The sequence below is a fragment of the Opitutia bacterium ISCC 52 genome, assembly GCA_014529675.2.
Lineage (GTDB): Bacteria > Verrucomicrobiota > Verrucomicrobiia > Opitutales > UBA2995 > UBA2995.
Map to the genome: position 1 here is coordinate 1,727,635 of CP076040.1, position 26,270 is coordinate 1,753,904.

The 26,270-nt window shown below is 50.3% G+C and carries 22 protein-coding genes and 1 tRNA gene; 6 read left to right on the forward strand and 17 right to left on the reverse strand.

What is annotated here, in order from left to right:
- Nucleotide 1: 1 nt before the first annotated feature.
- From GA003_07420 to GA003_07460, 9 genes are all read right to left on the reverse strand, one after another.
- Nucleotides 2–763 (reverse strand): 4-hydroxy-2-oxovalerate aldolase, encoded by a 762-nt coding sequence (locus GA003_07420; GenBank protein QXD30370.1) that lies wholly within the window; start codon nucleotides 761–763, stop codon nucleotides 2–4.
- A gap of 69 nt (nucleotides 764–832) precedes the next feature.
- Nucleotides 833–2,329 (reverse strand): sodium/solute symporter, encoded by a 1,497-nt coding sequence (locus tag GA003_07425; protein QXD29785.1) that lies wholly within the window; start codon nucleotides 2,327–2,329, stop codon nucleotides 833–835.
- 131 nt (nucleotides 2,330–2,460) lie between these two features.
- Nucleotides 2,461–3,735, reverse strand: coding sequence for an exo-alpha-sialidase (locus GA003_07430; GenBank protein QXD29786.1), 1,275 nt, complete (start codon nucleotides 3,733–3,735; stop codon nucleotides 2,461–2,463).
- Nucleotides 3,736–3,774: 39 nt separating this feature from the next.
- Nucleotides 3,775–5,241 (reverse strand): sulfatase, encoded by a 1,467-nt coding sequence (locus tag GA003_07435; protein ID QXD29787.1) that lies wholly within the window; start codon nucleotides 5,239–5,241, stop codon nucleotides 3,775–3,777.
- A gap of 165 nt (nucleotides 5,242–5,406) precedes the next feature.
- Nucleotides 5,407–6,495: a substrate-binding domain-containing protein gene (locus tag GA003_07440; GenBank protein QXD29788.1), complete on the reverse strand. Its 1,089-nt coding sequence runs from the start codon at nucleotides 6,493–6,495 to the stop codon at nucleotides 5,407–5,409.
- Nucleotides 6,496–6,540: 45 nt separating this feature from the next.
- Nucleotides 6,541–8,091, reverse strand: coding sequence for a sulfatase (locus GA003_07445; GenBank protein ID QXD29789.1), 1,551 nt, complete (start codon nucleotides 8,089–8,091; stop codon nucleotides 6,541–6,543).
- Between the two features lie 9 nt (nucleotides 8,092–8,100).
- Nucleotides 8,101–10,794, reverse strand: a complete 2,694-nt coding sequence (locus GA003_07450; GenBank protein QXD29790.1) for a sulfatase-like hydrolase/transferase — start codon at nucleotides 10,792–10,794, stop codon at nucleotides 8,101–8,103.
- Nucleotides 10,695–11,864: a glycoside hydrolase gene (locus tag GA003_07455; protein QXD29791.1), complete on the reverse strand. Its 1,170-nt coding sequence runs from the start codon at nucleotides 11,862–11,864 to the stop codon at nucleotides 10,695–10,697. Before GA003_07455 ends, GA003_07450 begins: the two co-directional genes overlap by 100 nt.
- A gap of 720 nt (nucleotides 11,865–12,584) precedes the next feature.
- Nucleotides 12,585–12,669, reverse strand: a tRNA-Leu gene (locus GA003_07460).
- A gap of 221 nt (nucleotides 12,670–12,890) precedes the next feature.
- Here GA003_07460 and GA003_07465 point away from each other — a divergent pair.
- Nucleotides 12,891–15,044: a hypothetical protein gene (locus tag GA003_07465; protein ID QXD29792.1), complete on the forward strand. Its 2,154-nt coding sequence runs from the start codon at nucleotides 12,891–12,893 to the stop codon at nucleotides 15,042–15,044.
- Here GA003_07465 and tsaE read toward each other — a convergent pair.
- The 7 genes from tsaE to GA003_07500 all read right to left on the reverse strand — a co-directional run bounded on the left by tsaE (nucleotide 15,041) and on the right by GA003_07500 (nucleotide 20,403).
- Nucleotides 15,041–15,487: a tRNA (adenosine(37)-N6)-threonylcarbamoyltransferase complex ATPase subunit type 1 TsaE gene (tsaE, locus tag GA003_07470; protein QXD29793.1), complete on the reverse strand. Its 447-nt coding sequence runs from the start codon at nucleotides 15,485–15,487 to the stop codon at nucleotides 15,041–15,043. The genes GA003_07465 and tsaE overlap by 4 nt on opposite strands.
- Entirely contained in the window at nucleotides 15,471–16,439 is a 969-nt protein-coding gene (locus GA003_07475; GenBank protein QXD29794.1) for a thiamine-phosphate kinase, read from the reverse strand. The genes tsaE and GA003_07475 overlap by 17 nt, the downstream gene beginning before the upstream one ends.
- A complete protein-coding gene (locus tag GA003_07480; protein ID QXD29795.1) occupies nucleotides 16,436–17,272 on the reverse strand; it encodes a CPBP family intramembrane metalloprotease in 837 nt (278 codons plus the stop codon). Before GA003_07480 ends, GA003_07475 begins: the two co-directional genes overlap by 4 nt.
- 90 nt (nucleotides 17,273–17,362) lie before the next feature.
- Entirely contained in the window at nucleotides 17,363–17,746 is a 384-nt protein-coding gene (locus GA003_07485) for a helix-hairpin-helix domain-containing protein (GenBank protein ID QXD30371.1), read from the reverse strand.
- Nucleotides 17,747–17,916: 170 nt separating this feature from the next.
- Nucleotides 17,917–18,231 (reverse strand): hypothetical protein, encoded by a 315-nt coding sequence (locus GA003_07490; GenBank protein QXD29796.1) that lies wholly within the window; start codon nucleotides 18,229–18,231, stop codon nucleotides 17,917–17,919.
- 87 nt (nucleotides 18,232–18,318) lie between these two features.
- Nucleotides 18,319–19,515: a DNA polymerase IV gene (locus GA003_07495; protein QXD29797.1), complete on the reverse strand. Its 1,197-nt coding sequence runs from the start codon at nucleotides 19,513–19,515 to the stop codon at nucleotides 18,319–18,321.
- A 147-nt stretch (nucleotides 19,516–19,662) separates the two neighbouring features.
- Entirely contained in the window at nucleotides 19,663–20,403 is a 741-nt protein-coding gene (locus GA003_07500) for a protein-L-isoaspartate(D-aspartate) O-methyltransferase (protein ID QXD30372.1), read from the reverse strand.
- A 73-nt stretch (nucleotides 20,404–20,476) separates the two neighbouring features.
- Here GA003_07500 and GA003_07505 point away from each other — a divergent pair, with 73 nt between their 5' ends.
- From GA003_07505 to GA003_07520, 4 genes are all read left to right on the forward strand, one after another.
- Nucleotides 20,477–22,417 carry a S8 family serine peptidase gene (locus GA003_07505; protein ID QXD29798.1) on the forward strand — a complete coding sequence of 647 codons (1,941 nt, stop codon included), beginning with the start codon at nucleotides 20,477–20,479 and terminating at the stop codon, nucleotides 22,415–22,417.
- A gap of 220 nt (nucleotides 22,418–22,637) precedes the next feature.
- Nucleotides 22,638–22,796 carry a hypothetical protein gene (locus GA003_07510; GenBank protein QXD29799.1) on the forward strand — a complete coding sequence of 53 codons (159 nt, stop codon included), beginning with the start codon at nucleotides 22,638–22,640 and terminating at the stop codon, nucleotides 22,794–22,796.
- 152 nt (nucleotides 22,797–22,948) lie between these two features.
- A complete protein-coding gene (locus GA003_07515; GenBank protein ID QXD29800.1) occupies nucleotides 22,949–23,248 on the forward strand; it encodes a hypothetical protein in 300 nt (99 codons plus the stop codon).
- Between the two features lie 376 nt (nucleotides 23,249–23,624).
- On the forward strand, nucleotides 23,625–24,596 hold the full coding sequence (locus GA003_07520) for a TIM barrel protein (protein ID QXD29801.1): 972 nt from the start codon (nucleotides 23,625–23,627) through the stop codon (nucleotides 24,594–24,596).
- A 56-nt stretch (nucleotides 24,597–24,652) separates the two neighbouring features.
- Here GA003_07520 and GA003_07525 read toward each other — a convergent pair whose 3' ends face one another.
- Nucleotides 24,653–25,381, reverse strand: coding sequence for a sulfite exporter TauE/SafE family protein (locus GA003_07525; GenBank protein ID QXD29802.1), 729 nt, complete (start codon nucleotides 25,379–25,381; stop codon nucleotides 24,653–24,655).
- A gap of 248 nt (nucleotides 25,382–25,629) precedes the next feature.
- Here GA003_07525 and GA003_07530 point away from each other — a divergent pair, with 248 nt between their 5' ends.
- A complete protein-coding gene (locus GA003_07530) occupies nucleotides 25,630–26,238 on the forward strand; it encodes a sialate O-acetylesterase (protein ID QXD29803.1) in 609 nt (202 codons plus the stop codon).
- The last annotated feature ends 32 nt before the right edge of the window (nucleotides 26,239–26,270 follow it).

The following is a 26,270-nucleotide window of genomic DNA, read 5'->3' on the forward strand; positions in this document are numbered from 1 at the left end:
TTCATGTTGCTTCATCGAATTTCCGGAAATCCTCCTTCAACCCGTTCGACCAACTTTTAAATTCTGCGCTGGCAACCAGCAGTTGCGCTCCCTGCTGAGCACGCCGTTTTAAATCCTCCGGCAATAGCGTGGGGCCTCCGAAAGCGACTCCGTGCTTCTGGCAGGAGGCAGCCACGGTTTCCCACGCCTGCTCAAGCGTCATCTCGCCGCTCTGCCGTAACCGCAACCCGAGGTCTGCGGGTCCCACGAAGATCATGTCCACTCCTTCGACCGCGGCAATGGATTCAACATTGCGAACGGCAAGCGGCGTCTCGATCTGTACGCAAAGAAATGTTTCTCGATTTGCCCAGGCCGCAAATTCATCCGGATCGTGATATTGGAAGTCAGCGTCCAAACCGCTGTTGTCAATTCCCCGCTCACCCAAGGGGGGAAACTTGACGGCATCAACGAGCTCCTTCGCCATTTCGGCGGTGGACACTTGTGGAACGAGCAATCCGGCGGCGCCTTCCTCAAGGTATCGATACAAGCCAATCTTTTCCAGCGTCGGGGGCCGGAGCATGATATCGATATCATAAAGATGCGAGTAGGCCAGGAGCGCCTGGACCTCGCGAGGTGAGAAAAGCCTGTGTTCCAGATCGAGCCAGATACAATCGTAACCCGCTCGAGCTGCGTTGCAGACGAATGCGGGTATATAATGTCCAAGCACGCATGTGCGGATGATTTCACCCTTGCGCATGCGGGCGAGAGTTTTGCTTCTTCTCATGATAATTTTTTCTGCGTAATGTGTTGATGTATGAAAGAGGATGAATACCAGGACCACTCCAAGATTCCGTTAGCTTTTTTTAGTCCAGGAAAACAATTTGCAGGCTACAAGGCCGACCAACAGGCCCACAATCAGTCCGGTTGGAAGTATTAATTGAAAGCTGATTGGATCCATACCTGTAATCGGATCAGGCCCAAACAGGACTCCGGAGAACGCCGCAATTGCCGCGGCCGCGACACTGGCCAAGGTTGCGATCCAAACCCCAGGCGCGTTAGCGAAGGGCACAAAGAGTGCAAAAATAAATAACAGTGCGATGGGTCCTGTTAGCAGATTGGTCGTCTTGTTCGTGACTGCGAGGAAGTTGCCAGGGACATACTTCACAAGTGTGCTGATTAAGACAACGATGACACCGATTCCGATGGCCAGGCTGCGCGCCACGTGCAGATGCTGTTTCTCCGACTGTGGTTTCCGTCCAAACCGGTCGAGGAAGTCGGTCATTACGACAGCCGTGATCGAATTCACGCCTGAGTCGATGCTGGACATGGCCGCTGCAAAGAGGCCCGAGACCACCAAGCCCGTTACCACCGGTGGCAGTTGGGCCGCTATGAAGTGCGGAAATAGCTGATCAGCTTGAGATTTTACGGAGCCATCTGCCGGTAATAAATCTGGACTTACTTGGAAGAATCCAAGCAGTGCCAAACCAACAACGCCCAATGTCGATCCAACAACAAAGGCGGTGGTCAATTGCATGGCGATGGCTTTACGCGCGGCTCTGACATCCTTTGTCGACATGTACCGCTGGACGGAGACCTGATCACCCATGGAAGTGCATACTAGAAACAGGAAAATCCACAGCATGGAGCCTGCGACCGTGACTCTTGTTGACGGATCTAAACTGAACAATGGTTGCTTGTCCCACACATCCGATTGCCATTCAGTTGGAAACCAGGCGAAGCCACCCATCTTCCAGGTAACTGTGCCGATAACGATTAATGCCCCGCCGTACAAAAGAAGGGATTGCATCAGGTCGGTTATGACGACGGCACGTAGCCCGCCGACAGAGGTATAGGTAATGGCAAAGATCGCGGTTACTATAACGATCCAGGGAATCATTTCATCGCCCGCGCCGATCATAATGGCAATGGCCTTGGCGGTCATGTAAATCAGCAAGGACATCCAGACTAATCTTAACGTGAGAAACATCGCCGCGCCCAGCATGCGAACACTCAGTCCAAGGCGTTGTTCCAGTAACTCGTAGGCACTTGTGACACGATTCTTCATGTAGACCGGAAGAATCACAAATGCCAGGGTGAGGAATATGAACGGATAGGAAAGGTAGACGGCCATATAGGCAGGACCCTTACCCAGGACTTCTCCTGGTATCGCCAGATAACTGATCGTACTCAGAAGCGTGGCGAACAAAGAGACGCCAACCAGGATCGGATTCATGCTACCTGATCCAATGAAATACTCTTTTGTGTCTTTCTGCTTTCTACCAAAATACCAGCCAACTACGATCGTCGAAGTCGCGTAGATAAATACAATAATCCAGTCGACAGGCGTCATGACTGATCCAGGGTTATGCCGTCCAAGTACACTGGAGGGAGTTCTTTCGTCTTTAACACCTCAGCAGCTGATCTCATGTCTATTCCTTAGTCGCATACTCAAGAGCTGGATATAGGGTGATGGTAATCATGCTAATGGGAGACGGGCCTTTGCGATGCGCTATCGATGGCATAAAGTTCTGCCAATGGGATGCGAGTCACTTCGACGTCTTCCTTATTAACCGAGTAGATGACCCAGAGGTGTTTTCCGACCACTTCGGAATGCGGATACTGGAAACCTCCAGCCCCTTTTGATTTGCCTTCGTATCGCTGGCTAGGTGTACCAAACTTGATGACCGCCATGCGATCGAAGATGAGTCCATCCTTGGATAGGGAGATGGCCAGCATCTGCCTACCGCCCTGTCTTGCGGACATGAGCAGCGGATTGTTGATCACATAGAATTGACCGTCCGGCAGTTGCCCTGAATTGGCCCGTGCCCCTGTATCCGGAAAATTGGTACGTGTGGGCGCGCTCCATGTTTTCCCGTCATCAAAGGAGAACGAGGCATAGTGGCGACGGGGCCTTGAGGCCTCGATCTCGGCGCGAGTGGTTGCGTGAACTGTCCCCTGATTTCGATAAAGTCTTACCCAGGTCCTGTTGTCAAGGCGCCAAGGTTGGGTAGGCTCAGTCATGCGGTGTTCGTCATCGGAATCAGGCCACTGTCTTGGTCTAAAGAGTAACTGGGGTAAGTTGGCTGGTTCCTTGAAATAGGCGTTGAGCTTGGCAACCAGTGAAGGGTTGCCGGCGGGTATGGATGGATAGCCAGTTTCCGGCTTTGGGGATTCGTCGGACAGCCAGAAGACCGGCCCTACTGTTCCGTCCACACGCACCTCGCAAGCGAGTAAGCCGATCCGGGTGCGTGAGACTTCGTTGAAGCGATACACTTTTTCTCTCAAAGCCCGGTCGACACAGGTCACCGCATACAATTTACCATCTACTTCGGCAAAGCCCTGGGAAGTCTGAAATGGCTTGGGTATCTTGGCTACCGAGGCCGGGACATAGTCGGCGAGTGGAGGAAATAATCGCTTTTGTTTCGACCAGGTTTTTCCTTCATCGGTTGAGTAACGAAAGACACCATGCTGCCCGGCCGTATTTTCATCTCGCGCCTGGTTATCCCAGGAAGCAAAGAGCACGCCTTTATAATAGCGAAGGAAACCGTGAAGGTTAAAGGTTCCTGTTTCCGGAGTCGCGTACAACAAGTTGGTGGTCTTGGTTTTCTCCAAAAAGTGGTAGCGAAATTCGGGTTCGTCCTGGATCGCCCACCTCACAACAGGTTGTTCGGTAGCCGTAAGGGTTAAGCTCGCAATAGTAAGTGCAAGAACGGAGCAGATCAGGAGGCTGAATCGTAGCGGGTATCGTTTGATCATCGAGTTCGGTGATTAATTCTTTGGGTAAAGTTGAAGGTATTAGTGTGATTCGAAAAAGTACTCAGGATACCGCCATTTCCAATCGGCACTCTTTTTGGGATTTCCATCTCCAATGGCAGTGATGATTTCATCGATGTACTGTTGCAACACGTCGGGATGTCGTAAGGGGTCATTTGTCTTATCCTGCCAGGCGAAAAGCTGTTTCTTGAGTCGCTCGAGGATGACTTGATGGTCTCTATCGCCTGACAAGTTCTTGAATTCGTAGGGATCGTTCTCCAGGTCGTATAACTCGAATTCGGGAGCGTGTTTCATCGATCGATATCCGGCAGCAATGGCAGGATTGGACTCGATGATGCTTGTACTTACTTTTGGAAAGTGACGTTCCATAACGAAATCGAATTCGGGATTTTCCAAGTGGGGCGCCAGGTTGTGAATCAGCTTGTATCGCTCACCCCGAACCGACCGTTGCGGGAAGAAGTTGAATAGTCCGTGCAAATGCCACTCGGCAAACAAGTAGGGGCGCCATTCCGGCTTCTTACCTTTTAGCAGAGGAAGCAGTGAACGTCCTGGCAGAGAGTTTGGCGCATCCACTCTAGACGCTTCGAGGATGGTCGGTAACAAATCGATCGTGGAGACGAGCTCTCGTCTTCCTTGACCCGCTTTGCTTATGCCGGGCCACGAAGCAATCAGCGGAATGCGCAGGCCACTTTCCAGGCAGGTTCGCTTGCCTCGAAGCAAGTCGGCTCCGTGATCGCCGAGATAGATGACGAGCGTATTGTCTGATTTGCCGCTCCTCTTCAACTTCTGCAGGAGATCTCCAATCAGCGTATCCAAACGATTCATACAGTTGTAGTGGTCGGCTGTTTGCTGCCGCAGGTCGGGATGATCGACTCCCATGTAGGCGAGCGGTTTTACGTCCGCTCCCGTGAGCGGTTTTTCTGGGAGGTTCTCCACTTGCGGGATAAAAGGCCGGTGGGCATCCGGATAATTGACCATGAGGAAGAAAGGATCCTCGGAAGCCTTCATAAATTCGCCTGCCAAACTCGCGTATCGACCGAGTTTCTTGCGACCGAAGTTGGCAGTTGGTATTTCTTTGAAGTCGAACGGAAAAGCGGAGGCGGGATTGATGTGAAGCTTTCCGATGATCCCGGTGCGATATCCCGCATCCTTAAGACTGCGGACGACGTTCGGCGTATCTTTTTGATACATCCGAAAGTCCCAGGTCGCCAAACCGATCTGGCCATTCTGGTGGGGATAAAGTCCGGTAAGAATCGAAGAACGGGATTGGCTGCAACCGGCTTGGGTTACAAAGGCTCGATCGAAACGCACGCCGGTCTCCGCCAGCTTATCCAGATTCGGTGTCTGCACATAAGGTTCCCCATAACAACTCAGTTCGGGGCCATTGTCCTCGGAAGTGATCAGCAGAATGTTGGGCCGGATGTTTTCACCACAGGCTAGAACCGCGGCCAGAATGAGTCCGCTTAATGAATAATGGATAACCTTCATGTCGATAAATAGTCTTGTTTCGATGTCATGGGGTAGTGTCTGGCGACAATTTGAATCGATCTACCAGCGTAATCATGCGTTTCCGAATCACAGATTCAAGGGCTTCACTGTGGTTCTATTAAGGAACCAGAAGAAAAAGCTAATTCTCCCCCTATTCTTTAACCGTTAGGCTTCGCGATGCGAGATGCTGTCTCCTTCCACGAAATCGGGGATCAACAAAACGGATTTCGGCTTTGTGGAGGTATTGTGGATCAGTCTCTTGATGTTGCGGTACAACTTTCCGGCAAACAGGATGGGGCTTTGCTCATAACGGGCAGGAGTGGGCCTAAGGTAGCGTTGAAAATACTCTGATCCCCGGCATATCAGGGAAACATCATTCGGAACACGCAAGCCCCTTTGGGTGAGCGCGCTGAATACCGTCAAATACTGGAATGCATTGTTAACCAGCATGGCGGTGGGCTTGGAGCGCTGTTTCATGAGCCGATTTACTATGTGTATTATGCGATTAACCGAGGAATCCAGATGCACAATGTTTCCTACTGCTGGATTATCTTCAAAATGTTCGTTAATGCCTTCGAGAAATCCAGTTTCACTTCGAATGTCTCCAGCCAGTAGCGGTGGAGGAGTTAGGTAAACAATGTTCCGATGTCCCAAGCGTCGCAAAGTCGCTACGGCATGGCGACAAAGCGCCTGATAATCAACGTCTACATAAGGCAAATCTATTCCCTGATGACAGGAACCAGCGATCAGGCAGGGTATGTTGTTTAAACAGAACCAATTTTGGACGGCTTTATTAGATGCCACCAGCATCCAACAATCGCACCTCTCCTGTTCAACTAATCGTTGAATAGCCTTTTCCGAACCCGTCTTGAAGTATTGGTTTCCATCGTAATATTTCAGAACATACTCGTCTTTTGCCAGCCGGTCGCGCAAAGCGTCAATATAGAGAATCTTTCTGGGATAAACGGTTTCGATTGGACTGGGAGAAAGGACTCCAACGACATGACTTTTCTTCGTGGTTAGCTTGGAGGAATTCCTGGTAATTCGAACGCCTTGTCTGTTAATGATTTTAATCATCCCTTCCATTTCCAGGATCTTAAGAGCTGCCCTCAGGCTGTTTCGACCTACCCCAAGGTCCTTGGACAGTCTTCGCTCGCCAGGAAGCCAATCGCTCCAATCGCCATCAAGAATACCATTCCTGATAACGGTTACCGTCTGATCAATTACGGAAACTCTATCAACCGTCAAAGGCATGAGAAACGACGTTATGGAAGGATGTTTTGTGTAAATCCCAAAGAATTAATCCTCTAAGCGATTTATTTTATTAGTTAGGTTGGTGTGATCAAAGTAATCGGGATAGCTCCAAGGTTTTTCTCGGGATTGGCGTTTGCTGGAGATGGCACGGACTTCGGTGGTCAACCGTTTGAGGTTTCGGGGATCGAGAAGTGGGTCGTGCGTACGGTCTCGCCAGGCGAGGATTTGCTGTTGGAGCTCATTCAAAACCTCGGCGTGGGCGGGCTTGTCGGCGAGATTGTGAAACTCAAAGGGATCCAATTTCAGATCATAAAGCTCGAAGCGGGGCGGCTGTCGCATCAGAGCGTAGGCACGACGGACCTCCTCAGCGGCGGCCGCGATGACGGCTTGAGGATCAAAGGACTTGTGAGGGTCGTTGAACTTCGCCTCTCCGACCAGCTTGGTGAGCGTGAACTCGTAGTCAGGATGAACCTCACCGGAGAGGAGATTCTCGATCAGCTTGAAGCGATCGTTACGGACGGTCCGCTGAGGGAAGAAGCTGGTCGCGCTGTGAGTGTGATACTCGGTGAACAGGTAGGTGCGCCAGGCGGGAGTGCCAGGCTGGAAAAGGGGCTGAAGGGGACGACCCGGCAGGTTAGGGACCGGCATCGCCCCGGCTGCTTCCAAAAGGGTAGGCATCAAGTCGATGGTAGAGACTAGGTCATCCCGTTGTTGGGGCGAGATTCGTCCCGGCCAGCGAAGGAGCAAAGGAATGCGGACGCCTCCTTCATAGCTGGTGCGCTTGCCTCGAAGCATATCTGCGCCGTGGTCCCCAAGGTAGATGACGATGGTATCGCCGGCCTTGCCGGAGCGCTCAAGAACGGCAAGGAGATCGCCGATCAAGGTGTCCATTCGGCTGAGGCAATTGTAATAGTCGGCGATCATTTCCCGCATGGCCGGGTCGTCCAATCCCATGTAAGTCATGGGTTTGACCTCGTCACCGGTTTGCGGATCTGCCGGCAAACCGTCGACCTGGCGAATCCAGGGGTCGTGCGGGTCGGGGTAATTGACGCTGAGGAAGAAGGGCGCATCCCCTCCGTTTATAAAGGTCTCCGCGTGTTTTGCATAATCTCCGAGATTCTCCCGGGCGAAATTAGCGTTCGTGATGTGGTGGACATCAAAGGGAAAAGCGGAAGCTGGATTTATGTGGAGCTTGCCGATGAGCCCCGTGCGATACCCTGCGGCCTGGAGGCTCTTGGGTAGATTCGGTGTGTCCTCGCGATAGAGTCGGAAGTTCCAAGTCGCCAATCCGATCTGGCCGTGCTGGTGAGGATAGAGACCGGTGAGGAAACTGGCGCGACTTTGGCTGCAACCAGCTTGGGCGACATAGGCGCGACGAAAGAGGAGTCCTTCAGTGGCCAAATGGTCCAGGTGAGGCGTTCGTGCATAGGGGTCGCCATAGCACCCGAGCTCGGGACCATTGTCCTCCGAGACAATCAGCAGGATGTTGGGACGGTTGTCTTCAGCGCTTCCTTCGGTCGCAAGTAGGCAGCTGGCTAGTACACAGGCGCTGATGGCTGACAGGAGAAGAGAACGGGGAATAAGGTCTAACTTCATGGAGCGGTGTTAGGGTTGGCCCAGCCACTCGAGGTTGAAGTGGGCTAGAGTGAGATTGGCATAAGCCCAGTCGCGATTGCGTTTTATTTTGGGAGGGTCCACACCGCTTTCATAAAAGCAAAGAATAGATCCGTCTGGCAGTACTGCCAAGTCGCTGTATGCGCTGGGCCCGTCCTCTAGTAATTTTTGCACTGGCCAGGTGAGGCCACCGTCATGACTGAGCTTGATGGTAACGTCGTGTCGTGCGGAGTGCTTTCGTTTGGTGGTGTGAGGATTGGAAAACAGAAGGACCGAACCAAGAACACCATCAGCGCCCTGGTGGGCAACGATTCCTGCCATGCAACCGGGTTCAAGAAGATCCTCCACGATCTGAGGCTCCGACCAGTTCGTAGCGCCATCGTCGCTATAGCTGGCAAGACGGCGGTTGCGTTCGTGTGAATTCCGCACGGTCATGATCACCCGCCCATCGGCCAACTGGGCTACGTTGGGTTCTCCGCCTTCACGGATTGCAAGGTCTCCGGCCTGCCAGCTGGCTCCGTTGTCATCGCTGAAAATTACGCTTGTTGCTTTTCGCAGCGGAGCATTTTCTTCGTAGGTGGCCAGCCAAAAGGGTACTATTAATCGGCCATTCGCTAACTGAATTGCGTGTCCCGGGCCGGAAGCAATTGCCTGCCAATCTAGTTCATCCCGAAACTGATCCATGGCATAGGTAATCTCGACCGGTTTACTCCAGCTGAGTCCGTCATCTTTGCTTACCATGTAAAATGCACGGGCATATTCGACGCAGTAAACCATATGCACCAAACCGTCCTTACCGGCGATGACCATTGGGTTGTTGACGGTCTGCTCATCCGGACCTCCCATGTCCTTGCCTCGTTTGCTTTCAGGCATATGAGGATTGCGCGGAAGCCTGGGACCCATATGAGCTACCTGCTTGGCCGGTGAAAACGTCTTTCCACCATCCGTGCTGCGCCGCATATGTATTTCAATTTCACCCCGGTCAGCTTCCCTTAATTTCCTGGCTTCGCAGTAGGCGAGGATGGTTCCTTTGGCGGTGACGACGATGCCTGGAATTCGATAGACGGAATAGCCGTCTGTTTTTTCCTCGAACAGCACTTGTTTGTTGAGGAAGGGTTCTTCGTTTGCTGCTGAGGCGAAGGCCTGCTGCTCATTCATTTTTGCCCGCAGCTCGTCCAGGACTCTGGAGTTGGCAGGTTCATCGACAACATTGGCGTTTTCGATCCGGTAGTCTCCTCGTGGTGTCACGCTCGATACATCGGTATAGTCGTAAAGTTCTTCCGCGATCACCTCGCGGGAAGAGAAATCAACCCAGCGTCCATAGCGGTGAGTGGGCGTGCGGATGGAATAGCCCATGACTTCCGGTTCGCTCTTGCTGAAGGGGCGGGCGAACTGACTGCGGACGATGTCGCGGCCGGGGGCATTAGGGTTGTCCAGGAGATGACGAAAGCTCGTGCCATCCAGCGGCCAGGGGGTCTCCAATCCGGCCAGATCCGCCAGAGTTGGATAAAGATCAACAAGCTCGACCAAGGAATCCGTTGGTATCCCCGGTTGATCCATCCCGGGAATCCGGACGATCAAGGGGACCCGCGTGTCCAACTCGAAGTTGGTCCCTTTACACCAGCGTTGTGTTTCCCCCAGGGCAAAGCCATGGTCTCCCCACAGAACTACGATCGTGTTGTCCGCCTCACCCAACTCTTCCAGCTTCTCGAGCAGTTTCCCCACTTGCGTATCCACATAGCTGACACACGCGTAGTAACCGTGCCGAAGGATGCGGGTTTGCTCGGCATTGAGTTGCTCGTCCCGGGGCATGTCGACATAGCCTCCCAGTTCGCGGTGAAAATGGTAGGCTGATTCCGGGGCGTCTTTCACTTCCCTGGGTTCGCCTTCAAGGGCAAACGCCTCGGGGTCATACCAGTCCCAATATTTCTTGGGGGCGTTGAAGGGCAGGTGCGGCTTGAAGAATCCCACAGCGAGGAAGAAGGGTTTTTCCTGCAGGGATAACTCCTCCAGGGTCTTGATGGCCAGATTGGCCAGCTTGCCGTCCGTATAGCCGTCGTCCGGCACATCGGCTCTTTCGTAGGACGGGCCCTTGCCGGAATAACCTTGGTTTTCCGGCAGGTAGTAGTTCTTCCAATCTGGCTTATGGAGTATGGCCGGAGTCGTCCAGGATGCATCGTCCTTCTCCTTGGCATTGCCGCTGATGATCTTGCCCAGGCTGAGTGCGGTATAGCCGTGCCGCATAAAGGCTTGGGGCAGGGTAACGATGTCCGGCAAGGTGTCGCGAAACTTGTTGCGATTGTGCCAGACGCGGGTCTCATCGGGCAGTCGTCCAGTCAGGATAGAAGCCCGCGAAGGTCCGCAGACCGCCTGCTGGGTATAGGCCCCGGTGAACACGCGTCCGCTGGCGGCGAGCTGATCGATGTTCGGGGAAATGGCCAGGTCGTCCCCGTAACACCCAAGGGCGGTCCGGAGGTCGTCGATGGCGATGAAGAGGACATTGGGGCGGTCGGAGTTGCCCGCGTGGCTGATCGCAGTCAAGCCCAGTAGGAAACCCAAAGTTATTCGGAGTATAAAGGCCATATCTACTGCAATTTGAGTTTCCCAAACAGAATCCGCGTGCGTGGCTGGGTTGCCGTGCCGCTGTCCCAAACAGCCCTCCAGTCGCCAGGAGCCACTTCGCAAAGCGTGGGGTATGAATTTTTGACCCCCATGTGGAAGAACGTCTTCTGCTCGCTCCACTCAGATCCCGTATCTTTTGTTTTGTAGCGAAGTGAGGTCCGACCGCCTTGGGGAAAATCCGGCCAGGTATAATCGCGCTGAGCAGGTCCATCGCTGTATACATATATATGGCCCCCGTCGGACGCTTGATCGAAAAATCCCTTAGCCTTTGCATTGTGTAGTTCAGGTTCCGCTTTGGCTACGCTCCAGGTATGGCCGCCGTCCGTGCTGACACTCGAGTAAGCTCTCGGGGGATCCGTAGTTAAACTGGTGTCATCGTAATTAGCGGTGCGCATAACAATCTTAAGCCCGTTCCCCCATGGAGCGAGGTTTCCTTCGTGTAGGAAAACCCGGGCTTTGGTGGGCTGAGGAATGTAAGCTTCCAATTCCCATTCCAAGAGACTGGTGCTGCTCAGTATGAAGTGATCGCGGCTGCCGCGCGGATCGGATCCGAGCGTGTTGCGGTGAGCGGGAAGTAAAAAGCGTTTCTTGCCGTCAATGACGGTCTCCACGACGCCTGCATTCGTGATCAGTGGACCCGTGTAATGCACGGCCAATTCGACTTGCGTCCATGAGCGGCCGCCATCCGCAGTAAATGCGCCGACGAGATGGGACTCCTCACTGTTCTCTTGCTTAATCGAGCAACGCATAGCGAAACACCAAACCACATTCTGATCGCTCGGCTTGAAAAGCACCGGATTCGCGTAGCCAAATTGGATGTCGCCTTGTTTCTCGTTGTGATCGAATACTGCGATCGGTTCATCCCAGGTATCGCCATCGTTTCTCGACACCATGGCAAAAATATCGCCCATGTCTTTTTTTCCATTGGTCATCGCACCAAAGGCCACAATCAGGTGGTTCTTTTTCCATTGGGTGATGAATGGCTGCCAAACCCGCCAGGAATCGGGATGTTGGTCTACATGGCGCAGCTGCTGGACATCCGTCACATCGCCCTCGTACTCGGTAAAGTCGGAAGCGATGATCATCGAGGTCGTAAGCAACAGGGGCAACAAGAGAAATACAATGCTTTTCATTTCACAGATCATTGGCTTCACAAGCAAAATGGACAAACGGATATTAACTGGTCTATTAAGCATACAAATGAGCACTCAGATCCTCATATAGGGATCATGGCTGGGCTCTTTTTTTTTACTTCTTCACTTCGTCGATGGAGTCAGGGGCTTGGGATAGCGGCCCAGCTCATCGACTTGGCTGCCATATTCCTGCCAAAAACGGTGCAGAAATATGCAATTCAGTGCAAGGTTTTGACGAACCCAAAAAATACCTTATCTGATGATATAATTTGCTAGCTGTGGATGAATCGCAGTGTGAGGATTAATTGGGCGATTTTTAATCGCACCCAATTACTGAATGTTACTACCCACTTCGTTCTAAACGACTTTCATTACTCCAAGAGCCAATTAATCAGAGTTATCAAACAAGGGTAGGGAAGATGTTGAGGGAGTCCTGCTTCCGACTTTCTATATGCAATTTGCTAATTCAAATTAGCAAATTACCCGCAATGATTTAGAGAGGGAAAAAATTGAGGATTTATAATTACTTATGAACCAGTTGTTTAGAGCAGTAGTTATCTTTGATCGAGGTAGCCGTACAGTTGGGATCGATAAGCCTCCTTTTCATTTAGAGTGAGAGGTAAATGGCGTGCCATGCATAGCCGATCGGGAGTAACATTGGCCCTACTTCGCTAAAGCTTCGAAGGGCATCCATCGCCTAGGTGGTACTACGGCGACGGATGGTGCTCAGAGCGGGAGTTGAACCCGCACGCCTTGCGGCACACGCCCCTCAAGCGTGCGTGTCTACCAATTCCACCACCTGAGCATACTAAAAAAAGGAACGGGAAATAAGTAAGATTCGTTCAGCTCATGCAACCAAATTGTCACAAAAGTTTTTTCTTTTTAATCTCGAACCTGGGAGAGGACCCGCTTTTCATGGGTGCCTTCTTTTAACGACTACAAACAAACGACTGATTCTGGCCTTATATTTGCGTTGTACGAGTAGGCAGATCCCCCTTTTGGTTACTCTACAATTTCCTCATTCCTATGGACAAGGACCCCACATCTTCTGACGAACTCCCACCCGAAACTGATTCAACGGCCGCCGCTGAAGAACCTAAGCAGGAACCTGAGGTTCCATCTTCACCGCCTGAGAAGCCGGTGAAAGCTGAAGAGAGTGAAGAGGAAACTGCCCCAAAGAAGCCCGTTGCGAAACAAGCGGAGGCTGAGGCTGAGCCGAAAGTTGAGGAAAAGACTGAAGAGCCAGCCTTTGTTTCGGAAGGCGACTCAGGTATCGATCTGAGTGCACTGCAGGGATTTGATTTTGGAACCAGTTGGAGTGAATCTAAACCTTTAGGAGGCGGAGGAAAATCTTTCGACCGGCGTCCCGGCCGTGGGAGTCGTCCTCCTCGAGGAGATCGTTCTGACCGTAAAGACAGACGTTCTTTTAAGCCCGGTGGATTTCGGAAGGGACCACGGAGAGATGATCGTGATCAGGGAGGTCGACCTGACAGACAGGGCCAAGGTAGTAGGCACCAGGGACGTCCGGATATTCCAAAGAAGGTGGTCGAGGTATCCTTTTATCCTGAGGAAAATGGGTTCAAAGCACTCTGTAAGGCTCTTAGGATTTCTACAATCACCTACGAACTATTTGATATTGCCCGCACGATTCTGGAGAAAGACGAACGATTCTACATGATCATTCGTCCTGTTGATGCCAAAGGTGCTCCAGATGAAGAAGCATGCCTCTACGTGAGCGAAGCAGATGGAATTCCATTCCAATTTAAAGATGCGGCTTTGCAGCATGCACTCGCAAATTGCCTGGATCACTTTTTTACCTCTGAAATGAAGGAAGTAGAGCCGCCGTCCGGTTCGTTTAGTGCTATTCGCAAATGCGGGTTTACGGGCGAGTTGTTAGGCCCTCCTAATTTTCATAGAATCCAGAAGATCATGGCTGACCACCATGCATCGCGTCTTTCCAATATGCCATACGCCAAATTCGAATCGCGGATCGAGTCTGTGACTGAGGAGGAGGTTATTGCTGAGTGGCTGGAAAAAATGAAGACCCAAACCTCTTACACCTTGAAGGAGGAGTTCGGGGAAGCACGAGGTTTTGAAGACGGCGAAACAGCCAGAGCTTTCATCAAAGCAAACCTTGCTGATAAGCTGGTACTTGAATTGAAAAGCGCTAGAGTTGAGGGTTCTCAGATTTTCAAAGTCAAAGATGGCTTACTCAGGGCCAATCTTGAGTTTTCCTGGGAACGACAAAAGCGATTTCCTTTGGATACCGCGAATCTCTTAAGAGGTCGCCTTCGTCGTAAGAAGTTTGCTCTCTATAAGAAGGGCTCCAAGGGTGTATCCTATGTCTGTGCGGTGAAGCGTAGATTTCGTGAACCCAATGAATCATTCTCAGATGCGATCCAAGAATTGCTTACATTCCTGGATGCGAATGGTGGCATGGCTGTGAAAGACCTGTCTGAAAAATATTTGAGATTTACCACGGTGGCTGCAGAAGGAGAGGAGCCTGTTGTATTGACGGATGAACAGCAGGCGAAGCACAAGGCCATGACGATGGATTTTCAGTGGCTTCTAAAGGAGGGGTACATTGCTGAATATTCTAATGGAACTATTTTTGCACATCCTCCTGCTGCTCCAGGAGAAGGTGTGGTGCCTCCAAAGGCCGGTAAACCTGCAGCAAAGGAATCGAAACCCAAAGAACCTTCGAAAGCCGAAGCATCTCCCGAAGCCGCTGTAATAGAATCTCCTGCTGAGGTGGCTACCCCTGATGAGTCCCCATCAAAGGATTCTGACTCAGCTCCCAAAGAGGATGCAGAGCCAGTTGATGAGGTATCCAAGGAACCGGCTCCATCTGCTGAACCGGATGAAGCCAAGGAATCGGACACAGAGAATGCGGAAGAAGTAGCTGTTGCTGAGGCTCCAGAACCAGACGTTGTTGAGGTGCCTGCAGAATCTGAAGCTCCAGCTGAAGAGGTTGTTCCTGAGACTGTTACTGAAACAGTCGAAAGTGATGAAGAAACTGAAGCGCCTAGCGAAAGTTCTGACGCTCCTGAAGTGGTTGAGGACAAAAGTTCGAAAGAGCCAGAAGCAAATTCAGAAGGCGATACTGAGAGTGAAGACAACTCTGAAGAAGATAAGTCTTCCGAAGAACCTGAAGGTGAGTCTAAGTCTGCAAAGAGTTAGAGCGATTCTGGTGTTCTCAGTTTTATAGTGTGCGAATGGTCATCCTCTATATCGAACTCGAGTAACCAGGTATTTTCATCCATCCAGCCATCGACTTTCTCTGGCCATTCAATAGCCAGGCAAAAAGGTGGTTTTAAGAATTCGTCGATAAGTAGGTCTTCTGCCTGGGAGGGATGATTGAGTCGATAGGCGTCCAAGTGGACTAGCTGCCGATTGCCTTGGTAGATTGAATACAGATTAAAGGTGGGGGATTTTACAGACTCCTGGATGCCCCATGCTTTTGCCAATCCTTGCACAAAGGTTGTTTTTCCCGTACCCAAAGTTCCTGACAGTTTGAGTGCGAGATTAATGGGCAATACAGAGGCAAGCTCAGCTGCGTAAGACTGCGTCTGTTCTGGAGACTGGGTCGTAATGCCCGATTTGAATTTATCTAAAATGCTCATGCCCTGGTCCCCTTGTGGGAGAATAAGAACCTATGTATCGGATAGGATGATTTTCTTCCGTTTCTGGAGTCATTACTTTTCCAATACAGGTGATTTTCGTGTTAAACTGATCACTCCAATCCCTTATAAAATCACTCGGGTTTACCGCAGAGTTCAGCGTGAAGAGTAGTTCGTAATCCTCTCCGTCTGTAAGTGCATGATCAATGGCTTCTTTTTCTGATTCTTTGGCTAAAGCGATGCCATCGTCACTTATCGGGATAGTGTCCGTATCAACTTCAAAGATACAGTTCGGTGGACACAGGTGAAGCAGGTCGGTTGCTAGTCCGTCTGATAGATCCATCCCGGAACTGACACTCGCCTGCTTTATGAGCCATGCTCCTTCCTTCAGTCGAGGTGTAAATTGTAAATGCTTTTTCAGTATGCTGCCTCCGAGGGAACCCGTTACCCATAAAGTATCATCGCTCTTTGCTGATTTCCGAGTTAGGTTTCTCTCCGCACTGTTACCGAGAAGAGTTAAGGTAAATGCAAGGTCCTGGAATGTAGAAGTAATATCGCCACCCACTATCTTTACTTCGAATTGCTCAGCGCAATTTCTGAGCCCGTTATAGAAACCATTCAACCAATGCAGGGAAGTCGTAGGTGGCAGCAGGCAGGCGAGGACAGCCTGACCGGGCAAAGCTCCCATTGCAGCTAAGTCGCTCAGATTTCTTTTTAATAACTTCGCGCCCACTGCCTCAGCTGATGCAGTCTTATCGAAATGTTTGCCGTAGACTAAGGAATCTTTGGTTAGGATTCGTTGACCGACATGTGCGGGGACGATGGCTGCATCATCTCCCATTCCTTCTGGGGAGGGTGGGTTGCTATCTCCCAGCCATTCCTCAATGTGGCGGATCAGCGCTTGCTCGCCTACGTGTTGAACTTGTTGATCTGCTTGATCTGTGAATGGATTCATGATTCCAGTAACATCAAAGTCACCAAGGTGTTTCCGTTAAAGAAAGCATGAAGAATAATGGGGACGCAGAGGTTGCCCGTCTTTTGGTAGGTCCGGCATAACCAGAATCCCAATACAAAAAGAGGGAGAAAGCTGTGCCAATTGAAGTGCATTCCAGCAAATAAAAGGCTGGATACTAAAGCCGCCATAGTCGGGCTCAAATAGCCTTTGAGACTGCGGTATAGGAAGGCTCGAAAGAATAACTCTTCCGAGAGTGGTGCCAATACAACGGCAAGGAATGCAATCGCCAAAAACATGGGAGATATCGACATGCCTGCTACTTGGTTGACGAGATCCTGTGGTTCTTGGGGCAAATTAAAAAATTCCAATAGAAGCGGCCACACATAACCTACTCCTAGTAGTATTGGAATAACTGCCATGAAGTAGAACAGGGACTTTCCGATCAGAGGAATAGGGCCGTAATTAATCGAATTTATCGGAACATTACTATCTAGATTAAAGTATCTATAAAACCCAAACAGACTAGCCAGGATGGTTAGATGCATGGGGAAACCGAAAATGAAGAAATGGGCGTCTGCGATTTCTTCGGTGCCCAATAGGAGTTTGTAGGCTTCTACTGTTAGTGCCCCGGTACCAAATACTAAGAGGTATATGAAGGTTGGTATGAGGGCTATGTCCAATCCCTTGATATTCCATGGTTCAAGAGAAACATCAGGATGAAGAGAGGGTGTCTTGGATTTGAAAAACAAGTCTTTGCCCAGGCAAAAGAATCCCAACACCACAATAATGGAGTAGTAAGTGGCTAGTGATGGGTTAATCTCTTCGATGTTCATTGGGAATCAGGAAAAGTGATCATTGTCTCTTCGAATGCAAATCAAATGGCTAGCAAGAACTCGGATTTAATGGGATTATATTCCAAGACTTTACTGAGAGTTTTCGTCGATTATTGAAATGCGATTCTTGATTCGCTCAAACGTTTTGGGGCCGATGCCTTTTATAGTCTGGATGTCTTCTATGAGATTGAAGGGGCGGGCTTCAATGATTCGGATGGAATAGGTGGGCCCGATGCCTGGAAGCAGTATGAGTTCTTCCTTGGTTGCGGTATTGATATTTAGCTTTCCTTCCAGGTCTGGGAGTTCAGCCAGTTTCTTTTGATAGTCGAAGGATTCCCAGACTTCGATGTTGGAGCGCCAGGCACCCACACCTCTTTGTTTCGCCTCCTTTTCCAAACGCCAAAGCCGACGGCGAAAGGTATCCAAGCCTGGCTCTTCCGGCCACGCTTTCGAATAACCGTAGATACGCGCCAACCCATTCCGAACTAGGGCCTCTACCTCTACCAGGCTGCCTTGCGGGGAGTTAACCATAGCGAAATATCGCTGGCCTGTGCCTTGTCCGTCTTCCCACTGCGTGTAAAGTGTGAGGCTTTGTCCTTTGAGGAATTCGCGAGTGAATAGTTTGGCCTTACGACCAATTTGCATCACCTCCTCGGTTGAGATTCCAAAGTATTCAGCTTGTTCTCTTTCTCCGTTAATCCTCCGCAGACATAAACCTGGTGCTCCTTTGCGGCTGCCGCCAGAACGGTGCAGGGATGTCCATCAGGAATGGCTTCTGCCATCACCTGACTACTCGGGTGGGTCCAACCCAGGTCCAGGCATTCAGGCAATAGAATTACCTGAGCTCCTTCAGATGCTGCCTCACTGATCTGCTCTCTTGCACGTGCCAGGTTCCACTTTGGATCTCCGCCACGCACCTCCATTTGAATCATGGCTAATTTGAACGGTTTGGGAGTCATGAGTATCCAATCTAAATATGTGGAGCAGAATGTGAATGCTAAATCACCCGGTTCTTGGGCTTATTTCATTTGAATGGCAATAAAGGTCTATGGATGGAAGGGGGTCCGTCGTTTACCTCCACCGCGACTATTCATGCCGATTCTGTAGGCTCTCTGCACCGTGTATTTCCCGTAGGCCTCGTTGACTTGGTCGATGGTGTGGCTGAGTTGGCGAAGGCGTTGACGTTTGCGGTCGAAAAATTCCAATTGCTCGAAAGCGTCATAGATGCGGGAGAATCGCACGCCAACCAGCCGTAAGTGAACACGTCGTTGCCAGAGCTTCTTGAGCATGGGCGAAACAAAGGGGTAGAAGTCGTTCTCCAGACTGCTGGGTTCGTTGAGGCTTCGTGAGGTTTCGCATTCTTCCATGTCGGTGTAGCGAATCCGGACACTGAAAGTGCGCGCCTGTTTGCCTTCATCGCGCAGGCGTATCATCTCGTCGTCGATCATGGTCATGAGATGACTGATTACCTTGTCTTCTTCGCCCATGTCCTGAGCGAAAGTGTTTTGTTGAGAGTAGGACTTTGCGGGCTCACGCTCTAGCACGATTCGTCGATCGTCGATGCCCTGAGCCAGTTGAAGGAAAGAATCTGTCATTTTTCCAAGAAAAGGATGTAGTCGTTCCGCTCCAAGTGTAAGGAGATCTTCGATACGCTGGGCTCCGATCGATCTTAAGGCTTCTACTGACTTAGGTCCAATACCAGGCATGCGGCTAAGGGGGAGGGCACCCATGAACTCTGCCTCGGATCCCTCAGGTACAACCAGAAATCCGTTTGGTTTGTGGAGCTTGCTGGCCACGGCAGAGACAATCTTGTTCGTGGCCATTCCCTCGGAGATGGTTATCTTCAACCACCCGTGGATTTCTTTGTCCAGTTTCTGGACTTTGGTGATCAGTCCATCCTGCGACAAATTCCAGGTGCCTGAGAAATCCATATAGCCTTCGTCAATGGAGCTACGTTCGACGAGCGGAGTGAGCTCTTCGCACATACCGAAGATCCAATCGGAAAATTGCTCATACATCTCAAAGTTGCCGGATACTACGACCAGCTCTGGGCAGACTTGTAGGGCTCGTTGTGTGGGCATCGGAGTGTAGACACCCAGTTGTCTGGCTTCATAGGAAGCGGCGGCAATGATCCCTCGCTTGCGTCCTCCTACAGCCATAGGAATACCTCGCAAGCGAGGATCAGCTGCTTGCTCAACGGATGCAAAGAAAGCATCGGCATCTATGTGGACGAAGGGAGTCATTGTGGGAATCTGCGATCCGTTTACCCGAAAGCCATTGATCGCGAGGCACCCTAAAATGTCCCTGCGTTGAGTTGGCCGCCAGCTCAGGCAGTAAATTGCAGTAGGATCTAATAAGTGAACGTATGATCACTTTATCAAGCAATCTTTTTACGGATCTTCCTGGGCACGTCCTGTCATAGGGACAAAACGGACGGGGATAATCCGTTTTCTGGACACCTTTCCGTTGGAGCGCTTGGTGTAGACAACGAGATCCTGATTGTTGCGGCCAACAGGAACGACAATTTGGCCACCCGTTTTCAATTGTTCGACCAAAGGTTGGGGAAGTTGCGGTGGCGCGGCTGTTATGATGATGCCGTCAAAGGGGGCTTCTTCGGGCCAGCCTTGGTAGCCATCGCCGTGCCTCACCTCAACATCGAAGTAACCAATGCGCTTAAGATCGGTGGTGGCACGCTTGGCGAGGGGTTCGATGATTTCGATGGAGTGGACCTGCAGCCCCATTTCCGCCAAAACCGCTGCCTGATAGCCGGAGCCCGTTCCGATTTCGAGAATCTTGTCACCTGGTTTGGCCTGCAATAACTCAGACATGAGACCTACGATGTAAGGTTGCGAGATCGTCTGATTCTCCCCAATGGGCAGGGGGCGGTCTTCGTAAGCGGACAAACGATAAATGATAGGAACCAATTCGTGGCGCGGGACCGTACGTAAGGCTTTTATGACTGCGGGGTTTTTAATGCCGCGGTCCTTGATTTGGAATTCAACCATCTTCATACGCAGGTTTTTCCAGTCGGGTTCTTTTTTTGGTTTTTGAGCAACCGCATGATTGGACGCCTGCACGCACAGGAGCAGAAACAGCCCAGTGAAAAGGGTGTGCCTCAAAAACACATTCATGACCACAGTATGGGCCAAAATTTGATTCAGGCCCATCTTAAACTGAGAAAAATAACGGATCGGTCGAAACCGATTGAAATACGACCTTAGACTCGACAGCCTTCGCATAATGATTGTCCGCAATTGTTTTCTCATCCGCAAATTCCTTATCATCTGTTCGGCGTGCTTGTTTACCCTGGGGTTACAGGCTCAGTCGAAAGACAGAATCGTCATAACTGAAGCCGATCAGCTTCCGCGTGTATCGTATCCCTTCGAGGGGAAGGCCGTCGATTTAGTCAACGACTCGAATCAACTGTCTCCTTATCTGGAGAAGTTGGGAAAGGAGATCACGGACCAGCTCCTAAAATACGACATCCAAGATGATAGTACTTTGAAGGCTTACATGCAAACGCTCCGTACTTTGGATTTTCTCAATGCAAACCTGGATGGAGCTTTGGAAAAAATCATGTCCATTCGAGAAATGCAGGATAAGCCAGCGGATAAGCTGACCTTTGGGTTAATCGTGGAAGCGCTTATCTCTGTTTTGGCAGAGGCGGAGGAAAGAACTTCGGAGGAGACAAGCGCTCGATTTGAGCAAGTGTTTGGAGAATTGTTGAATCCTCTTCCCTGGGAGCTGGTTCAAGACTCGATTGAGCAGATGAACGGCACCTTCCAGTTCTTAACCCGGAATCTCTATCTGGGGAGCCTGGAGAATCAAATGCAGGTCACCATCGATGAGAACAAGGAGTTGACCTTGGGGGATGTGCAGAGTTTGGCCAGCATAGTCCTCATGATGGATCATGTGCTTCCTTATGCTCCGCAAATCGTGAGTGTTTCAGGGAATTACATTGAAGCGAATCGTGTGGTAAAGGAAGACATCTGGGAACGTCGGAATATCGATTTATCAGGTGAAGAGAATTTGAGTCCGGTGGTCATTGCCATCTGGGATAGCGGAGTGGATATGGAGATTTTCAAGACGACTGGCCAAGCATGGATAAATACCGGTGAGAGCTTGGACGGTCAGGACAATGATGAGAATGGGTGGGTCGATGATCTTCATGGCATCGCCTGGGACAAATATGCGAATCCTGAAAGGTCCTTGTTATATCCACTGACGCGAGACGAAGAGGAGATTTACCCCAAGAATAGAGCTTACTCAAAGGGGTTGAGTGACTTGCAGGCGGCGATTGATTCGGACGAAGCAAAGGAGATTAAAAACATAATCTCCAACTTGAGTCAGGATGATTATAAACCGTTTTTCGAATCACTCAGCTTGTTTGGTAATTATATGCATGGTACTCATGTTGCCGGGATTGCAGCTGAGGGAAATCCAGCAGCGCGCATATTATCAGCTCGACTTACATTCGGGCATGAAATGATCCCTGACAAACCAACTCTGGAACTGGCTATACGAGAGTCAGAGAGCATGCTTTCGACGGTTCAGTATTTTCGAGAATCCGGGGTGCGCGTGGTTAATATGAGTTGGGGAGGAAACCAATCGGCCATTGAGGCAGCCTTGGAGGCAAATGGAGTCGGGGACAATCCGGAGCAGCGTGCCAAGATTGCCCGTATCTTATTTGAAATTGGTTATGACAGCCTGGTAGAGGCGATGGCTGGCGCACCGGAGATTTTGTTTATAGCCGCCGCTGGAAATTCGGATGTAGATGTTGATTTTACCAAGGACATCCCAGCCTCGATCGATTTACCCAATGTTATGGTGGCTGGAGCTGTCGATCAGGCGGGAGATGAAACCAGCTTCACGAGCTATGGGAAGAATGTGAAGTCCCATGCGAGTGGCTTTGAAGTTGATAGCTATGTGCCCGGGGGAACGCGGATGAAATCTTCGGGTACGTCTATGGCTGCTCCGAACGTGGCCAACTTAGCAGGCAAATTACTAGCGATCAAACCGGACTTAAGTCCTTTGGAGGTGAAGCAACTGATTGAGCTAAGTGTGGATAAAAGTGAGGATGGACGACGATTTCTGATCAACCCTCAACGGGCGATCTCTATGTTACGCCTAAAGCCTGAGAAATAAGGAAATCTCATAAAAAAGATGGAATTCGGGTTTCATTTGAAACTTCCTCTGATTTCGGCCGATTAACGGATATTCAGATTATAACCCTCAATCCGTAGAATTATGAAAGCACCTGTCCTGAAAACCGTAGTTTTAATCGCTGGCTTGCTGATCCCAATGAGTTTGTTTACCTCAAATGCGTCAGCTTCTCGTAGTCATTGGAGTGTGAGTTATTCCTCTCATGGAAATCGAAGTAGCTCACACTACGGTCATCGAAGCCATAGCTACCGATCTCACAGCTATTACAGGCCAAGTTACTCCAGGTATTCGAATTATCATCGGTATCCATCCTATAGCTATTCGAGGCACCGCTATTCCTCCCGACCTAGGATTAGTGTAAGTATCGGTAGTGGGCATTACGTCGGTTACTATAGCTCCTTACCTATTGGGTACTCCGGCTGTGTCGTCGGGGGGCTGACTTACTACACGCACGGCGGAAGGTATTATAGTCCCCGGAATACGGGATATGTCGTTGTTTCAAATCCTTATGTGGTGGCACCTAGAACCAGGACTGTTACGACGCATCGAGTAAGCAGCAAGTACGACGCTTACCCCAGAATATGGGTGTCTGGTAAGGAATACCTTATCGATGAAGGAGAGCTGTTTTGTATTACAAGCAGCGGTTTAGTCTGGGCAGAATTACCGGTTGGATCTATTACTGCATCTCTTCCGGCTCAGGCATCGAGTGTATGGTACAAAGAAATTGAGTACTACGAAGCTGGAGGTATCTATTTTAAAAGGGTGCCGGAAGGTTACCGCTTGGTTTTTCCTCCCTGGGAACAAGCGCTTTAATACCAAATATTTTTTTAAAGAACCAGGATAGACGAGATTGGAAGATCCCTGCATGCTTGGTTATTTTAGGGATTAAGATCCTTTTCTTCGAGCCGCTCTTGTTCTTTTATTATTCGTTCGGCTAGCCAACTGTACCAATTAAGCCCCAGGAAAACTACAATACTCAAGGGCCATGCAGCTTTCTCGTTTTCGAGAAAATAGTGAATAACCAGGACTATTGATAGCGCTAGTAGGAGAATTAAGCATGCCCGCCAGTTTTTTTTTAAATTCCAGACAGAGGTCTACTATCCATTCAAGTATTGTGAGAGGGCTCATATGAGAAAGAGTTGAAAGAAATCTTTCGCTCTTATAGTTAGGTATGTAAATATGATTGATTATGAGTTCTGAACCTTCTTCAAAATCTGACCGTCGCAGTTTCCTAAAAGGCGTTGGTGGCTTGGCCGCCGGAATGGCGTTAGCGGGAACGAGTCAAAATGTGAGCGCAGCAAGTCACAAAAATATGGATACAAAACATCCTCTTTCCACTAATACTTATCCTTGGATGACTTTCTACCGCCGTGAAGGCGGTGAGTTTGAGTCTGATTTATCACGAGCTATTTCAGAAGTGAAGAAGAGTGGTGCGGATCACTTTGAGCCGAACCTCAAGTCTTTGGAGTTTGTGGATGAGCTTTCCGATGAACTGCAGAAGCAGGGGATTGGAATGCAGTCCGTTTATGTGAACAGTGATCTCTGGGATAAGGAGAAATCGAAAGCATCTATGGATTGGGCGATGTCGGTGGTTCAGAAGGCCAAGAAACGAATGGGCACCAAGGTCGTTGTGACCAATCCGAGTCCCATTCAATGGGGAAGCCCTAAAAACAAAAACGACGAACAATTGGCGGTTCAGCGGGATGCTCTAGAAGAACTAGGAAAAGCCATCGATTCCGAAGGCATGCACCTCGCTTATCATTTTCACGATCCGGAGTTCCGGGAGGGTGCTCGTGAGGTGCATCACATGTTGGCGGCAACCGACCCACGGTATGTCAAACTGTGTTTGGATTCTCATTGGGCTTATCGAGGTGCGGGTGATTCGAACGTTGCCCTATATGACATCGTTAGACTTTACGGCGATCGCATCGTTGAACTCCATATTCGGCAATCCAAGGGCGGAGTTTGGACTGAGGCTTTCGGTGACGGGGATATTGATCACGAGCGACTGACAAAAGAGCTAGTCGAGCTAGGATTGTCACCCATGGTTACGATGGAGCAGGCTGTGGAAGCAAAGACGCCTCACACTATGAATGGTTTGGAAGCCCACAAGATTTCCCACGCCAGAGCGCGCAAGGTATTTGCACCGTTTATCGCCTGAGAGCACGGAGCAAAGAGCGGGAAAAGGTAGGGCAACTGCGTCCTCGCAGTGCCGCTTCAGCTTACCACCAACTTTAAGGTCGCCAGTACCAATACCGCCGCCAATACCGGCCGCAGATGTTTCGGATTGGCAAGACTGCTTCCCCAGCGTGCTCCGATAAATCCGCCAACAACCACGGTCCCTGCAAACCACGGCCATTGTGCGATTAAATTGCCACTGACCTGAGGATGACCCAGTAAGCCTGCCGCCGAGTTCACGAAAATGAAAGGTGCGGAAACGGCCGCTGCCGTCTTAATGTTAGCCCATCCGCAAATAAGAAGGAGCGGGGTCAGGAAAATCCCACCTCCAACACCGATGAGGCCAGAGAAAAGCCCAATGATGGCGCCGGAAACGATGATGGCCCAAAGGGGTGGATCTTTTGTCTTTTGCTGGTCTTGAACTATGATAAACAAACGCACGGTAGCAAAAACCAGGGCCGCTGCTACCAGAAGCTTGAACATACCGGGAGACAGGCTTGTTCGTCCTCCCAGGTAGGCGAACGGAATCGATACAATCGAAAACATCCAGAATAGTCTCCAGGCAAAGTGTCCGGCTCTGAGAAACAATATGGTTCCCATCAATGAAACTACCAGGTTCAAAGTAAGCGCAGTTGGCTTCATCACTAACACAGGAACGCTCGCCAAAGCCATGATGGCCAGGTAGCCGGATGCACCTCCATGCCCGACCGAAGCGTACATGGCCGATACGACTAGAAATATCGGTATAAGGATGAGCATTTCGTTCATTTATTGGATGATTGCTTGTCTATGCCGCAGGTAGCTTTCAGTGCAATGGAAATAGGTCGGATATCCCATTCTTTTAGGGTTCAATTTTGTGTGAAAATGGGTATTTGGACTCGATGAATATGATTTTGACTGCCAATACCTTGCTGAATTTTAAACACGGAAACTTGTCCCGACCTATTTATACAAGAAAACTCATCCTCGCACTTCTACCTTTATTGGTTGCAGGAGCCCTCTCTGCTAAGTTGACCATGCCCGCAATATTTGGGGACAATATGGTGCTTCAGCGAAATGCTACTGTGGCAATCTTTGGTACCACTGAACCTGACGAACGAGTCACCGTCCGTGTGACTTGGACAAAGGATACATTCCGGACCCGCGCCGATAGCGCTGGCAAGTGGCGTGTCAATGTGCCCACCGGTGATGCCTCCACAGGGGAGTGGGTTCGCGTCGAAGCTGACGAAACCAAGGAATTTAAAAATGTCTGTCTCGGAGAAGTCTGGATTTGTTCTGGTCAGTCCAATATGCAGCGCTCTCTCAGGGGCCAAGCTCGAGGGCCTGTCGAAAATGGATTTTCAGTAATTAAACAAGCTAAGCGACCTGACATTAGCCTTTATCAGCTGCCTCGTGTTTCGGCGTCTTTACCAGCGAAAGATAATCCTTCCAAGTGGCTCACCAGCGATCATGAAACAGCAGCTGCCTTCTCGGCGGTGGGGTATGTGTTCGGTAAGGAATTAAACGATTATTTAGATGTGCCCATCGGGCTCATACAAAATGCCTGGGGTGGCTCCAATGTAGAGTCCTGGATCTCCAAATCAAAATTTGCGACGATGGGAATCACAAAGGAGAACAATTATTAGATGAAACAATCGTCTGAGATTTCGGTTGAGAC

Excerpts from the sequence above, each read along its gene's own strand:
- GA003_07475 (QXD29794.1), bottom strand. The coding sequence starts at position 16,439 with ATGAATCCATTCACAGATCAAGCAGATCAACAAGTTCAACACGTAGGC.
- tsaE (QXD29793.1), bottom strand. The coding sequence starts at position 15,487 with ATGAGCATTTTAGATAAATTCAAATCGGGCATTACGACCCAGTCTCCA.
- GA003_07425 (QXD29785.1), bottom strand. The coding sequence starts at position 2,329 with ATGACGCCTGTCGACTGGATTATTGTATTTATCTACGCGACTTCGACG.
- GA003_07500 (QXD30372.1), bottom strand. The coding sequence starts at position 20,403 with ATGAATGTGTTTTTGAGGCACACCCTTTTCACTGGGCTGTTTCTGCTC.
- GA003_07420 (QXD30370.1), bottom strand. The coding sequence starts at position 763 with ATGAGAAGAAGCAAAACTCTCGCCCGCATGCGCAAGGGTGAAATCATC.
- GA003_07435 (QXD29787.1), bottom strand. The coding sequence starts at position 5,241 with ATGAAGGTTATCCATTATTCATTAAGCGGACTCATTCTGGCCGCGGTT.
- GA003_07445 (QXD29789.1), bottom strand. The coding sequence starts at position 8,091 with ATGAAGTTAGACCTTATTCCCCGTTCTCTTCTCCTGTCAGCCATCAGC.
- GA003_07495 (QXD29797.1), bottom strand. The coding sequence starts at position 19,515 with ATGACTCCCTTCGTCCACATAGATGCCGATGCTTTCTTTGCATCCGTT.
- GA003_07530 (QXD29803.1), top strand. The coding sequence starts at position 25,630 with ATGCCCGCAATATTTGGGGACAATATGGTGCTTCAGCGAAATGCTACT.
- GA003_07455 (QXD29791.1), bottom strand. The coding sequence starts at position 11,864 with ATGAAAAGCATTGTATTTCTCTTGTTGCCCCTGTTGCTTACGACCTCG.
- GA003_07520 (QXD29801.1), top strand. The coding sequence starts at position 23,625 with ATGAGTTCTGAACCTTCTTCAAAATCTGACCGTCGCAGTTTCCTAAAA.
- GA003_07510 (QXD29799.1), top strand. The coding sequence starts at position 22,638 with ATGGAAATCGAAGTAGCTCACACTACGGTCATCGAAGCCATAGCTACC.
- GA003_07490 (QXD29796.1), bottom strand. The coding sequence starts at position 18,231 with ATGACTCCCAAACCGTTCAAATTAGCCATGATTCAAATGGAGGTGCGT.
- GA003_07480 (QXD29795.1), bottom strand. The coding sequence starts at position 17,272 with ATGAACATCGAAGAGATTAACCCATCACTAGCCACTTACTACTCCATT.
- GA003_07440 (QXD29788.1), bottom strand. The coding sequence starts at position 6,495 with ATGCCTTTGACGGTTGATAGAGTTTCCGTAATTGATCAGACGGTAACC.
- GA003_07430 (QXD29786.1), bottom strand. The coding sequence starts at position 3,735 with ATGATCAAACGATACCCGCTACGATTCAGCCTCCTGATCTGCTCCGTT.
- GA003_07465 (QXD29792.1), top strand. The coding sequence starts at position 12,891 with ATGGACAAGGACCCCACATCTTCTGACGAACTCCCACCCGAAACTGAT.
- GA003_07525 (QXD29802.1), bottom strand. The coding sequence starts at position 25,381 with ATGAACGAAATGCTCATCCTTATACCGATATTTCTAGTCGTATCGGCC.